This window comes from Roseateles sp. P4_D2, from assembly GCF_056401875.1.
Genome location: NZ_JBFUIM010000014.1, coordinates 290,042 through 303,430 on the forward strand (window position 1 = coordinate 290,042; position 13,389 = coordinate 303,430).

Below are 13,389 nucleotides of genomic sequence, written 5' to 3' on the forward strand. Positions count from 1 at the left end.
TCTTGTGAGGCAAAGTCTGGTTCGGCGGTGCTCGCGCTCTGGGGCACCGTCCTTGTTCGCCGCTTGGCGAGGCCGCGCGAGCGGCCCTTTTTACTTCTGGGGACCAGATCTTGAACGACAGGCTGCGTGAGGTGGTGGTGCTGGGCGGCGGCTCGGCCGGCTGGCTCGTAGCCGGCCTGTTGGCAGCCGAGCATGCCGACCTGCGCATCACGCTGATCGAATCCAGCGATGTGCCGACCATCGGCGTCGGCGAAGGCACCTGGCCGTCGATGCGCGACACGCTGCGCCGCATCGGCCTGTCCGAGCCCGAGTTCATCCGCCGCTGCCAGGTCTCGTTCAAGCAGGGCTCACGCTTCGACGGCTGGGCTCGTGGTGCCGCGGGTGCTGATGGCGACCGCTACTACCACCCCTTCATGCTGCCCGTCGGCTACGGCGACGCGGACCTCGTGCAGGCCTGGCTGGCCACCCAAGGCCAGCGCCCCTTTGCCGACGTCGTCAGCCCCTCGGTGCAGGTCTGCGAGGCCGGCCGCGCGCCCAAGCAGGTGCAGACGCCCGAGTTCGCGGCCGTCGCCAACTACGCCTATCACTTCGATGCCGGCTTGTTCGGCCAGATGCTGCGCGAGCATGCGATTGCCAAGCTGGGCGTGCACCATGTCATCGACCATGTTGAGGCCGTCATCTCACTCGAGAACGGCGACATCGCCGCCTTGCAAACTCGCGAGCACGGCGAGCTCAAGGCCGACCTCTACATCGACTGCTCGGGCCTTGCGTCGCGCCTCATTGGCCAGCACTTCGGCGTGCCGTTGAAGAGCGAGCGCGAGGTGCTCTTCAACGACGCCGCGCTGCCCGTGCAGGTGCCCTACGCCACACCCGACGCGCCGCTGGCCTCGGTCACTGTCGCCACCGCCTGGGCCAAGGGCTGGATCTGGGACATCGGCCTGCCCTCGCGCCGCGGCGTCGGCTGCGTCTACTCGCGGGACCATGCCAGCGACGACGAGGCCCATGCGGCGCTGACCGCCTATCTCGACGCCACCGGTGCGCCGGCCGAGCGGCCCACGCCACGCTCCATCCGCTTCGACCCGGGCTACCGCGAACAGTTCTGGGTGCGCAACTGCGTCGCCATCGGCTTGTCCTCGGGCTTCATCGAGCCGCTGGAGGCCTCGGCCCTGGCCCTGGTCGAGTTGTCCGCCCAGCGGCTGTGCGACGAGCTGCCGATGACGCGCGCTTCCATGGAAGCCGTCGCGCGCCGCTTCAACGACGACTTCAGCTACCGCTGGGCCCGCGTCATCGACTTTCTGAAGCTGCATTACGCGCTCAGCCAACGCGACGACAGCGACTACTGGCGCGCCCATCGCGACCCGGCCACCTGGCCCGAGCGCCTGCGCGAGCTGCTGCCGCAGTGGCAGATGCGTGCACCAGCGCGGCATGACTTCGGCCGCATCGACGAGGTCTTCCCCTCGGCCAGTTACCAGTACGTGCTCTACGGCATGGGTTTCCGCCCTGACGCTGAAAGCCTGCCCGCCGCCAAACTCCAGGCAGCCCAGGCCTGCTTCGGCGAAGCCGCCCGCCAGGCCCGCCGCTTCGTGCCCGGCCTGCCCGGCCACCGCAGCCTGCTCGACCATATTCACAAGACCGAGACATGACCCGCCCCACCCTGCTCGACAACGTCACCCACCGCCATCTGCGCGTCCACGCCGAGCGCTCCGCCGCCCTGGGCGATGCGCGCCAGTCGGCCTTGGCCCTGCCCGCCGAGTTCCGCCAGTTGCAGGCTCATTTCCCCATCGTCTTCCAGCTGGTTGAAGGCGCCGCAGCCGGGACCGGTTTCCAGCCCGTCGCCCTGTTCGGCCTGGAGGAAGGCCAGAACCTCTTCCTGACCGACACGGGCTGGGATGCCCCCGTCGTACCCATGGCCCTGCAGCGCGATCCCTTCATGATCGGCCGCGCTCCAGACGACAGCCTGCAGTTGCACATCGACATGGACAGCCCGCGCATCGTGCGGCCCGAGGATGGCGAGGTCGGCACCGCCATCTTCATGCCGCACGGCGGCTTCAGCGAGTACCTCGACCATGTCGTGCAGCTGATGGAGCACCTGCACGCCCAGGCCCAGCACCTGCCCGTCTTCATCGAGGCGCTGACCCGCCACCAGTTGCTGGAGCCCTTCGTCATCGACATCGAATCGACGAGCGGCGAGCCGGGCCGGCTGTCGGGCCTCTTCACCATCCACGAGGAGCGCCTCGCCGCCTTGCCGGGCGCCGCGCTGGAAGCCCTGGCCCGCGAGGGCCATCTGCTGCCCATGTACATGCAGATCGCCTCGCTGCAGCAACTGCAAGGCCTCGTCGAGCGGCAAAGCAAGCTCTGATCATGCAAGCAGTACCGGCCTGGACGGGGCCTTTCGACCCGAACAACCTGCCCGCCGAACTGCTGACCGGCGACCGGCCCTATGTCGTGCGTGGTGGCTTCGCGCACTGGCCCGTCGTTCAGGCCGCACGTCAGTCCGACGAGGCCCTGGCCCGCTATCTGATGGGCTTCTACAACGGCGTGCGCATCGGCCTTTTCCAGCTGGCGCCCGAGGCCCGTGGTCGCGTCTTCTATGCCGACGAGACGCTGACCAGCTTCAACTTCAGCCGCTACGCCGCGACGCTGGACCAGGTGCTGACCGGCCTGCTCGGCCTGGCTGCAACGCCCGAGCCACCCGCCCTCTATGTCGGCTCGACGACCGTGGAGGCCGTGCTGCCGAGCTTCCTCGATGCCAACGTGCTGGGCCTGGGCAACCGCGACGCGCTGGTCAGCCTGTGGCTGGGCAACCGCACCCGCATCGCCGCCCACTACGACCTGCCGGACAACCTCGCCGTTGTCGCCGCCGGCCGGCGCCGCTTCACGGTCTTCCCGCCCGAGCAGATAGCCAACCTCTACATGGGCCCGCTCGACCCGACACCTGCCGGTCAGCCCGTCAGCCTGGTCGACTTCGAGAAGCCCGACCTCGAGCGCTTCCCGCGCTTCGCCCGTGCGCTCGACGCCGGCGAGGTGGCCGAGCTCGAACCCGGCGACGCCATCTTCATCCCCAGCATGTGGTTCCACCACATCGAAGGGCTGGCGCCGGTCAACCTGCTCATCAACGCCTGGTGGCGCCAGACGCCGGACTACGTCGACTCGCCGCTGAGCACCCTGCACCTGGCGCTGATGACGCTGCGCGACCTGCCCGAGAAGGAGCGTCGCGTCTGGCAGCACCACTTCCAGCATTTCGTCTTCGGTGCCGACGACAGCACCTGGGCGCACATCCCCAAGGCCGCCCGCGGCCTGCTCGGCCCCATCGACGACACCCTTTCGCGCCAGGCCCGCGCGCAACTCCTGACCCAGTTGAAACGATGAACACCACCATGAAGGAATTCAACCGCGTCGTCATCGCCGGCGGCGGCACCGCCGGCTGGATGATGGCCGCCCTGATGGGCAAGCTGCTTGGCAAGCGGCTCGACATCAAGCTGGTCGAGTCCGAGGAGATCGGCACCGTCGGCGTCGGCGAGGCCACCATTCCCGCGCTGCACACGTATCACAACCTGCTCGGCATCAACGAGGCCGAGTTCATGGCGGCCACCAACGCCACCTTCAAGCTCGGCATCGCCTTCGAGGGCTGGAAGGACATCGGCCAAGACTACTTCCACTCCTTCGGCTCGACAGGCAACGACCACTGGAGCGCCGGCTTCCAGCACTTCTGGCTCAAGGGCCGGGCCGAAGGCCTGTCCAAGACCTACACCGACTACAACCCCGAAACGGTCGCCGCCTACGCCAACCGCTTCGCCCACCTGCCGCGCAATGGGCTGAACTACGCGTACCACATGGACGCCGGCCGCTACGCCAAATACCTGCGCGCCATGAGCGAGGGCTACGGCGTGCAGCGCATCGAGGGCAAGATCGGCGCCGTGCTGATGGACGGCCCGCAGGGCAAAGATGGCGACATCACTGCCCTGCAGATGCAGGACGGCACCCGCATCGACGGTGACCTCTTCATCGACTGCACGGGCTTTCGCTCCATGCTGATCGGCGAAGCCCTGGGCGTGGGCTACGAGGACTGGTCCTACTGGCTGCCCTGCGACCGCGCCGTGGCTGTGCAGACCGCCTCCGTGCGCGAGGCCTGGCCCTACACCCGCTCCATCTGCCACCCCTTCGGCTGGCAATGGCGCATCCCGCTGCAGAACCGCGTCGGCAACGGCCTGGTCTACAGCAGCAAGGAGCTCAGCGACGCCGACGCGCCCGAGGTGCTGAAGAAGAACGTCGAGGGCGAGCTGCTGATCCAGCCGCGCGTGCTCAAGTTCCTGCCCGGCCAGCGCGACAAGGTTTGGCATCGCAACTGCATCGCCGTAGGTCTCGCGAGCGGCTTTGTCGAACCGCTGGAGTCCACCAGCATCCACCTCATCCAGCGCGCCGCCATCCGCCTGATGCAGACCTTCCCGCAGGGCGGCATCCAGCAGTCCGACGTCGACGAGTTCAACCTGCAGTCCAAGCGCGAGCTTGAGCACATCCGCGACTTCATCGTGCTGCACTACACCGTCAACGAGCGCACCGATTCCAAGCTCTGGAAGCATGTGCGCGAGATGGACCTGCCCGTCACGCTGCGCCACCGCATCGACCTCTTCCGCGAGACCGGCCGCGTCTTCCGCCCCAGCGACGAGCTGTTCGCCGAGAACTCCTGGGTCCAGGTCATGATAGGCCAGGGCATCACGCCCGAGCGCTACCACCCGGTGGCTGACCTGATGGGCAAGCAGGAGCTGGCCACCTTCCTCGGCGACATCCACCTCAAGGTCTCGCGCACCGTGGCCGGGCTGCCGCAGCACCAGGCCTACGTCGAGCAGCTCTGCGCGCCCTATCGCAACGCGACGACGGCGCAGTTGGCGGCCACGCCGCTGCGGGCTTGAGGGGTGCAGCTAGCTTGGCGGGGCTGACGACTTTCGGCCAGTTGCTGACCTTCGGTGACGACCGCCAACAGGAGGTCTACGGGGCCGACGCGACGCCGCTCGCATACCATCGTGGCGCCACCCGAAGTCGAGGCAAGGCGAGGAATTGTCCAAGGTGAAGACAATGCTAGACGCCGTCCAAGTGGTGGCCGACCCGCCGCAGCCATCCAGTGTTGGGGCGCCACGCATAGGAACGGGCGACGGGCCATATCGGCGCCGTTTCAAAATGGAGCCACTCCGCCGCCGTCCCAATCTTGAGATTGAGAAGGCCTCCATTTGCCGCTCCATGCTGCACGGCCACCACAGCGGCGGAACATTGCTTCTGCTGTTGGCCGCGGCTCGGCAAGCTTGAGCGAACCACGGCTCGTGCCGGCCCCCGTACGCATCATCACGAAGCGGGTGGCGTAACGACCGGCTCAGAATCGCAGTTCCTTGTTCTCCCGTTGAGCTCAGGGGGGAAATGGAGCCGGGTTCGCCAAGTAGGCCTTGAACAGGCGCGCAAACTGGCCGCCGTCGTTCGTGATGTCCGCCGACGTGGCGCCCCCGGGACTGAAGACGAGCGCGAATACACCGTTGCCCGTGTACTGCGTTGGATGCGTCAGCATGTACTGGACGTGGTTGTCCCGATAGTGCTTCGGCGTTCCGCCGGGGGTCGTCGAGGGCACGCCCATGGGGGTCTGCCAGAACAGGATCGGCAGGTTGCCCAGGTGGCTTCGTAGCGTCTTCCACTGGTCGAGGCTTTGGTTGAAATTCGGCGTGGTGACGTTGTTCTCATCCAAGTAGAACGGGCCGGTGCCGCGACCCGCGCACTCGTCCACGGGTGTCGGGACTTCAAAGCAACCTGCGTCGCGATCGCTCGTCTGCGCCACGATGAAGTCGGCCTTGTCTGCACCGAGTTTTGCCATGAAGCTGCCGGTGGCGTCTGGGTTCCCGTACCACATCGACGGGGGGAAGCCCATCCTCGCCTTGGGCGCATACGTCCGCCCGAGCGTCAACAGGCAACCGACGACGCCAACGGCCGTATTCGGTTGACTGGCGCATTCCGGCACCGTGCTCACGCGCGCCGGCAACTTCGCCGGGTCGCCGCCAGGTGCACTGCCCTCTGCGAAGCCCCAGAAGTCAGGCTCGAGGTTGACCAGGGTGGGGCGGCCGGTCTCGGCGATCTTCTGGTACATCAACTTGACTTGCGCCCAGTAGGCGGCCATGAACGGCGCGTCGTTGATGACGGTGACGTCGCCACCCCGCAGGGAAGGCATCTGGAACAGGGTGAACATCGGCACGGCGCCCATGGCCGCGACGTCGGCGGAGAAGACCGTTATGACGCCACCGTCCGGATAGTTGTATTGCCATTGAGGCCATGCGTTACCGCCGCCGCCAGAGTTGAAACCCGTGACCGCCACGAGATAGGTATCGATGATGTCCGGAGCGATCTGCTGGGCCTTCATGTCCGCGATAGGACTGGCCGCGCCGAGGCCCACGAGGAGCCGGCCGGGCTTGCCGAGGGCTGTAGTGATCGAAGGTGCAGGTGCAGGTGCAGGTGCAGGTGCAGGTGCAGGTGCAGGTGCAGGTGCAGGTGCAGGAGCAGGTGCAGGTGCAGGTGCAGGTGCAGGTGCAGGTGCAGGAGCAGGAGCAGGAGCAGGTGCAGGTGCAGGTGCAGGTGCAGGTGCAGGAGCAGGAGCAGGAGCAGGAGCAGGAGCAGGAGCAGGTGCAGGTGCAGGTGCAGGTGCAGGTGCAGGTGCAGGTGCAGGTGCAGGTGCAGGTGCAGGTGCAGGTGCAGGTGCAGGTGCGGGTGCGGGTGCGGGTGCAGGTGCGGTTGTCGGCGAGCCGCCTCCGCCGCCGCAAGCTGCGACCCCCGCACTCAGGAAGGCGATCGCAACGCGACGGGCATGGGACACGGTGTTCAGTGCCAACGGCATTCGTTTCCTCTTGGATGAAATATGTCTTTTCGCAATGTTGTCGCGGCAAGACTCAGTAGTTGTAGTCACGCCCTCGGCCCGACATGAACACGCGGCCGTAGATGGTCGGTGAAGTTGTAATCGATCTGCCAACTTCCTGACACGTGGCGCCGGCTGTGGCCGAGCGCATCACCATCTGCACCCAGCCCACGCCTCCTCACGTGCCGGACACACGGAAGGCGACCTTCGTAGTCGCGCCTGAGCCATAGACCGAGACGCCGCAGATGCCACCAGGATGCCGGCCATCCTCGGAAGAGATGAGCAGCGGCCAGTTCGTGCGATCGAACTTGTAGAGCGACGGCGGCGCACTACTGCCTGTACCGGAGGTCGATGCAAACGGCACTCACAGGCCCTCAGGAACCGGCAACCCGCCGATCTGCTGCATCAGTCCGAGCAGGTCCGGCTGCCCCACTTCGGAGACGATCTTCCCGGTCGAAAGCCGGTAGATGTTCAGCGCTTGCACGGCAATCGTCTTGCCGGTGGGAGGCACGCCGAAGAAGGCTCCGCGCTGCGTCCCGCGCATCGTGAATCGCGCCGCGATCACGTTACCTTCGACGACGGTTTCCTCAAGAGTCCACTGGATATCGGGGAATCCGCCGCGCATCATCCCGATGATCTCCAGGTAGCCTTGTGGCCCGTGCACGGGTTCGGCGCGCCCCGGAACCTGAAACACGGCGTCAGGGGAAACCAATTCTGTGGCGAGCCGCGGATCCGCGGTGTTGATGAACTCCACGAAGCGAGCCATGAACTGTCGGTTTGTGGTTTGCATCGGTCGCCTCGGACTGTCTATCAGGATGGGAGCCGGAGCATGGTGGCCGCCCCGTGCCCGCGGTCTCGTATTGTTCGAGTTGCCGGCGTGTTCGACACGATCAAAGTCGGTTGCCGAAATGGTGAATATCGGACAATGGATCGATGCCGCGCGGAACTAAACCCATCGATGTCGAGCAGGTCCGATATCAGCCCTCGGCCGAGAGGGCGCTGGATCTCGAGGTCTTCTCGATGTCGGACCTGAGACGGAGGGTGTCCCGAGCCCACCTGCAGCGCTACCACCGCTACGACTTTCACATGTTCGTGCACGTCAGACGTGGAATATGCCGCGCCGTGGTGGACTTCAGCCACATCGAGTGTGGCGGCGGTTCGCTGCTGACCATTCGGCCCGGGCAGGTTCACCGCTTCGGGCCGGGAAGCCGTTGGGATGCAAACCTCCTGCTGTTCCGACCCGAGCTTTTGCAGGCTTCGCAAGGCGAGGAGCGCCTTCAGATGCCTGAACTGGTCGATGGGCTTCCTGGCAATCTGAGCCTCGACCGGTCGACGGGTCGGTTTTTGGCCGCCACGCTCGCGCGCCTGGAGGAGGAGTGCGCGCTCGACGCCCGGCAACCGCTGCTGAACTGGCTGCTCCAGAGTGAACTGACAACGCTGGTGACGCGGCTGCACATCTTTCATGCCGAGCAACAGCGATCCGCCGGAACGGCGTCCGACGCGCCGGAGCGCTTCCGTCTATTCAAACGGCTTCTGGACGAGAACGTGCATCAATGGCGTCACGTTTCGCGCTACGCAAATGCCATGGGATGTTCCGAGAAGACGCTCACTCGCATCTGCAGTGCGGTGGCTGGCGTCGGCGCGAAGGCCTTGATCGCCTCGCGCCTTGCGCTGGAAGCCAAGCGCCTGCTCGTGCACACGAAGATGCCGATTTCCGCCATCGCGCAGCGGCTTGGCTTCGACGAGGCGACCAACTTCATCAAGTTCTTTCGCAGCATCGAAGGCTGCACGCCAGGCGAATTCCGCCGTCAGTTCGATGTCTCGTTGTAGCCGCACTCGGCCATCCCGGTCTCTCATGCTCGCGCATGCATGCCATAAGTACAGATCGACACGTCGCGCCGGCACCCATCGACGCAGATCGGACGTTGCATTCGATCTCGAGCACGGTCTGCTGGGCTCTTGGCGTTCGAGCCCGAGCTGCGTAATCCTAATGCCTGCTTATATGCGGACTTCACTGTCAATCTTTCGCATCACAGCGGGATCTGATTTCGGCATCCGATGGGGTGGCCGGCAAGATTGATCTGAGGTCAGGAACAGTCGGGGCTCGAGCTTGTACTCGAGCGAGCTTCTATCCGTGCAGGGCGCCGACGTCCAACACCGCATGCTGCGAAAGCCGCCCCGCCTCCTTAGGCCGCCGCGTATGGACGAGCGGTCCCATCCAGCGCCACGCCTGTTCATCCCTCGGAGCACATGGACGTGAACACAGCCTGCGGCAGCCGTGCCGCTGCAGCTGAGCTGCGAAGAAGTCCACCGCGGCGCCGCCACATCTCCCCACAAGCACCAAGGCCTCGCGGGCTGCAACACAATCCACCCATCATGAAGTTCAACCACACGATCCAAGCCCGCCTCAACACCTGAGCGCCCCTTCGACCGTGTTCGGAAGGCGCCAAGCCTTCCGGTCAATCCAAACCCCGGCAGGTTCGTCCCTCCGGGGTTTTGTTTTTCTGATCTGAGTTCAACCATGCGCACCCGCACCTTCGACAAGCTGATCGCCACGATTCCCGAGCGCCGGAGCGCGGCTGAGTCCTGCTCGTCGCTCGTGCGCTTCGGCGTCCTGCCTTTGCGCTAGCCCTGCCAGGTGGTTCCACCGGGGGCTGGCAACAGTCACCGCATCTGGAATCACCATGAACTCGAATAACTTCCGCAACCTGCGCAACATCGGCGTCATCGCCCACGTCGACGCTGGCAAGACCACGACCACCGAACGCATCCTGTTCTACACGGGCGAAAACCATCGCATCGGCGACGTCAACGACGGCAACACGACGATGGACTTCGACCCCCAGGAACGCGCACGCGGCATCACCATCCACAGCGCGGCTACCACCGTGCACTGGCAGGGCACGCAGATCAACCTGATCGACACGCCCGGACACATCGACTTCAACATCGAGGTGCGCCGCTCCCTGCGCGTGCTGGACGGCGCCGTCGTCGTCTTCGACGGCGTGGCCGGCGTCGAACCGCAGACCGAGACCAACTGGCGCCTCGCGGACGAGTACCGCGTGCCGCGCCTGGCCTTCATCAACAAGCTGGACCGCATCGGCGCGGACTTCCAGCGCGTCGTCGCGTCCCTGCAGGAACGCCTGGGCGTGCGCGCGCTTCCGCTGCAACTGCCCATCGGCGCGGAAGGCGACTTCCGTGGCGTGGTGGACCTGCTGACGATGCAGGCCCTGGTCTGGGACCGTGACGACGCCTCGGCACCGCCGCGTATCGAAGCCCTCCCGCTCGAGCTGCTGCCTGCCGCTGAGGCCGCGCGTGCACGCCTGCTGGAAGCTGCGGCCGAACAGGACGACGCGCTGCTCGACGCCTGGCTGCGTGGCGACGAGCTGCCCTTGGACGCGCTGCGTGCGGCCCTGCGCCGCGGCACCATCGCGGGCGCCTTCGTGCCCGTGCTGGCCGGCTCGGCCTTCCGCAACCGTGGTGTCGAGCCGCTGCTGGATGCCGTCGTGGCCTACCTGCCCAGCCCTGGCGAAGGGCCAGCCGCTGCGGCGGCCGAAGGCCCGCTGTCTGCCCTCGCCTTCAAGCTGACCGCCGACGACCACGGTGCGATGGTGTTCGTGCGCGTCTACAGCGGCCGGCTCAAGCGTGGCGACTCCGTGTTCAACGCCAGCACCGGCAAGGCCGAGCGCGTGTCGCGCCTGTACGAGATCCATGCGGACCGGCGCGTCGAGCGCGACGAACTCGTCGCGGGCGATATCGCGGGCGTCGTCGGTCTGAAGGAGGTGCTGACCGGCCACACGCTGGCTGAGCGCAAGGACGCCGCGGTGCTGGAAAGCATCGTTGTGCCCGAGGCGGTCATCGACGTCGCCATCGAGCCACGCAAGCAGGCCGATGCTGCGGCCCTCTCGAAGGGCCTGGGCATGCTTGTCCGCGAAGACCCGTCACTGCGACTGCGCCAGGACCCGGATTCGGGCCAGACGCTGTTGTCCGGCATGGGTGAGCTTCAGCTCGAGGTGTCCATCGAGAAGCTGCGTGCGCGCTTTGGCGTCGAGGTGCAGGTCGGCCGACCCCAGGTCGCCTATCGCGAGACCATCGCGGGCACGGCCGAGGTGCGCCATCTGCACCGCAAGCAAAGCGGCGGCCCCGGCCAGTTCGCCGAGTTGACGCTGCGCGTGGCGCCGTTGCCGCGCGGTACAGGCATTCGCTTCGAGAACACGGTGGTGGGCGGCGCGATCCCGCGCGAGTTCATCCCGGCGGTGGAGGCTGGCATCCGCCGCGCCGCACAGTCTGGCCCGTTCGCGGGCTACCCGCTGGTGGACTTCGAGGCGACGCTGGTCGACGGCAGCCACCACGTGCGCGACTCGTCGGCGCTGGCCTTCGAGCTGGCGGCGGCGGCGGCGCTGCGCGAGGCGGTGATGAAGGCCTCGCCCGTGGTGCTGGAGCCGGTAATGGCCGTCGAGGTCATCACGCCGGCCGACTACCTGGGCGACGTCATCGGCGACCTGCTGCGCCGGCGTGGCCATGTGCATGGCCAGGATGCACGTGGCAACGCCGTCGTGCTCAGCGCCGAGGTGCCGCTGGAGCAGATGTTCGGCTACATCGGGCATCTGCGCGCGATCAGCTCAGGTCGCGCGCAGTTCACGATGCAGTTGGGCCACTACGCCGAGGCGCCGAAGAGCGTCGCGGCCTTGGCCGCCTAAGCAGAGGGCGAGGCGTTGAAAGGCGCCTCGCCTTTTTTCTTCAGCGACGGCGCCGACGCACGATGCCTGCCATCAAGGCCAGCCCGGCCATCAGCATCCCGGCCTGCGCCGGCTCCGGCACCGCCGCGGCCGCCACCTCCGCCGACCAATAGCTCGGCAGATGCAGATACGGATTGCCGCTCGCCATCGTTCCATCGGTGACGTAGATGGCCCCCAGCCCATACTGCCTGGCCAGGCCCATCACCTGCTGCATCTGGGCCACCGTCGCCACGCTATGCACGATGGCGCCGGTCGACGCCGCATTCGTCAAGCCGCTCAGGAAGGAGCCGTTGATGAAGTCGCTGTACGAGCCTTCAAAGCTCATCAGCGTGTTCGCCAGCGCCGTGTAGCCCGCAGTTGGCGTCACGCCCGGGTTGCCGACGATCTCCCAGCCCGGATGCACCGCGCGCAGACTGTTGCTGACGGTCTGATAGAAGGGCAGCGCGCCCGGCTGCGTCGCCATCTCGTCGAGGAAGACACCGTCCACGCCATACCAGTTCGCATACTTCTGCGCATCCGCCAGCACCTCGTGCGTCGAGCGCGTCGGCGGCACTTCCGAGGTGCAGTGGTTGACGCCGTAGCAGGTGAAGACGTAGCCAATCACCTTGCCACCCGCGGCGCGGAACTCGTTGACCGAGGCCACGTAGTCGCTGTTGGAGGCCAGGCCCGGCCCGTTGCCCGGGTTCATGATGGCCGTGACCTGCGCACCCTGCTGCGCAGCCCAGCTGAGCTGGTGCCACTCGTTCTGCGATGGCATCCATGACGGATAGAAGTAGGCCGGCACGATGATCTCGATGGCCGACGCGAAGGGCGCCGCGCTTGCAAGGGCTAATGCAGCGATGAGGGTTTTCAAATGCTTCATGTCAGGGTCTCCGTTCAGCAGCTGCCGCCAGTCTTCAGGCTCTTCAGGCACCAGCGCTCCGAGCCGCTCAGCGCCTCGTTGCCCCAGTAGGTCGGCGTGTAGTTCCAGATCGGGCCGCCCCAGGGAAGGCTGGGGTTGTAGGTCATGCTGGTCGCGTAGACGTAGTTGGCCGCGCTGCCCTTGAGCGTCAAGCGCATCTCGGCCTGGGTGGCGGAGTGCACCAGCAGCCAGGTCTTCACGCCCAGCGATGCCGCCAGGCTCTGCACGCCGCCGTTGAGCCAGCTCGCCGCGGCCACGTAGTCGCTGTACTTGGCCTCGTAGATGACGATGTGCTCGCCATAGCTGGCCGCGCTGACGAAGCAACTGCTGGCGCCCGGCCAGCCGGCGTTCCACACCACTGTGCCGCTGGTGCCGGTGGCCGCCATCTTGGCGCGCACGGCGCTGAACTTGGGGCCGGTGCCGCTGCACTTCTGCGCGTCGGTCAGCGCTGCGTCGTCGAAGGCGGCCTCGTCGAAGAAGAAGCCGTCCACGCCCCCCAGCGTCGTCTTGTAGGCGGTCAGGTTGGCGTTGATCGCGTTGTAGCGGGCCAGTTCGTCGGCGGTGTTGTAGTCGTAGCCGGTCGCGACATAGCCCAGCACCTTGCCACCCTGGGCGCGGATGCCGGCGATGACGGCCTTCCAGTTGGTGATCTGGCTGGCTGAGAGTCCGGTGGCGCCGCTGTTGGGGTTGATGACGACATAGGCACCGCTCGGAATCTGGCCGCCATAGGTGCTGGCGGTTTCGCCCCAGTAGGCCACCATGCCAAAGCCGGTGGGAGCGGCCGCGGCGAGGGTGGCGCCGAGGGTCAGCAGGCCAGCGGCCGCGAGCTTGAATCGAAAGTCGGACATTCGTCTCTCCTGGAGAAG

11 protein-coding genes are annotated in these 13,389 nt (G+C 66.4%); 7 read left to right on the forward strand and 4 right to left on the reverse strand.

The genetic code is table 11. From position 1 onward, the window contains the following. Positions 1-110 precede the first annotated feature (110 nt). The 4 genes from AC1DW0_RS24000 to AC1DW0_RS24015 are packed head-to-tail and all read left to right on the forward strand — an operon-like array spanning position 111 to position 4,910. Positions 111-1,643, forward strand: coding sequence for a tryptophan halogenase family protein (locus tag AC1DW0_RS24000; RefSeq protein WP_477948423.1), 1,533 nt, complete (start codon positions 111-113; stop codon positions 1,641-1,643). After that, a complete protein-coding gene (locus AC1DW0_RS24005; RefSeq protein ID WP_477948425.1) occupies positions 1,640-2,359 on the forward strand; it encodes a SapC family protein in 720 nt (239 codons plus the stop codon). The genes AC1DW0_RS24000 and AC1DW0_RS24005 overlap by 4 nt, the downstream gene beginning before the upstream one ends. A 2-nt stretch (positions 2,360-2,361) precedes the next feature. After that, a complete protein-coding gene (locus AC1DW0_RS24010) occupies positions 2,362-3,369 on the forward strand; it encodes a cupin-like domain-containing protein (RefSeq protein ID WP_477948427.1) in 1,008 nt (335 codons plus the stop codon). Further along, positions 3,366-4,910, forward strand: coding sequence for a tryptophan halogenase family protein (locus AC1DW0_RS24015; RefSeq protein WP_477948429.1), 1,545 nt, complete (start codon positions 3,366-3,368; stop codon positions 4,908-4,910). The genes AC1DW0_RS24010 and AC1DW0_RS24015 overlap by 4 nt, the downstream gene beginning before the upstream one ends. Before the next feature lie 488 nt (positions 4,911-5,398). Here AC1DW0_RS24015 and AC1DW0_RS24020 read toward each other — a convergent pair whose 3' ends face one another. After that, positions 5,399-6,394: a hypothetical protein gene (locus AC1DW0_RS24020; RefSeq protein WP_477856109.1), complete on the reverse strand. Its 996-nt coding sequence runs from the start codon at positions 6,392-6,394 to the stop codon at positions 5,399-5,401. Between the two features lie 80 nt (positions 6,395-6,474). Between AC1DW0_RS24020 and AC1DW0_RS24025 the strand changes: the two genes are divergently transcribed. Continuing rightward, the gene (locus tag AC1DW0_RS24025) at positions 6,475-6,924 is read left to right on the forward strand and encodes a hypothetical protein (RefSeq protein WP_477948431.1); all 450 of its coding nucleotides are present in this window, start codon (positions 6,475-6,477) and stop codon (positions 6,922-6,924) included. A 323-nt stretch (positions 6,925-7,247) separates the two neighbouring features. On the opposite strand, the gene AC1DW0_RS24030 is transcribed toward AC1DW0_RS24025, so the two are convergent. Then, on the reverse strand, positions 7,248-7,673 hold the full coding sequence (locus AC1DW0_RS24030) for an ester cyclase (RefSeq protein ID WP_477948433.1): 426 nt from the start codon (positions 7,671-7,673) through the stop codon (positions 7,248-7,250). A gap of 143 nt (positions 7,674-7,816) precedes the next feature. Between AC1DW0_RS24030 and AC1DW0_RS24035 the strand changes: the two genes are divergently transcribed. Both AC1DW0_RS24035 and fusA read left to right on the forward strand, forming a co-directional pair. Continuing rightward, positions 7,817-8,713 carry an AraC family transcriptional regulator gene (locus tag AC1DW0_RS24035; protein WP_457323251.1) on the forward strand — a complete coding sequence of 299 codons (897 nt, stop codon included), beginning with the start codon at positions 7,817-7,819 and terminating at the stop codon, positions 8,711-8,713. A gap of 854 nt (positions 8,714-9,567) precedes the next feature. Next, positions 9,568-11,583, forward strand: coding sequence for an elongation factor G (gene fusA / locus AC1DW0_RS24040; protein ID WP_477948434.1), 2,016 nt, complete (start codon positions 9,568-9,570; stop codon positions 11,581-11,583). Between the two features lie 40 nt (positions 11,584-11,623). Here the strand turns inward: fusA and AC1DW0_RS24045 are convergent, their stop codons facing one another. After that, positions 11,624-12,484: a spherulation-specific family 4 protein gene (locus AC1DW0_RS24045; RefSeq protein ID WP_477948436.1), complete on the reverse strand. Its 861-nt coding sequence runs from the start codon at positions 12,482-12,484 to the stop codon at positions 11,624-11,626. A 14-nt stretch (positions 12,485-12,498) separates the two neighbouring features. Further along, positions 12,499-13,371 (reverse strand): spherulation-specific family 4 protein, encoded by an 873-nt coding sequence (locus AC1DW0_RS24050; protein WP_477948438.1) that lies wholly within the window; start codon positions 13,369-13,371, stop codon positions 12,499-12,501. Between the last annotated feature and the right edge of the window lie 18 nt (positions 13,372-13,389).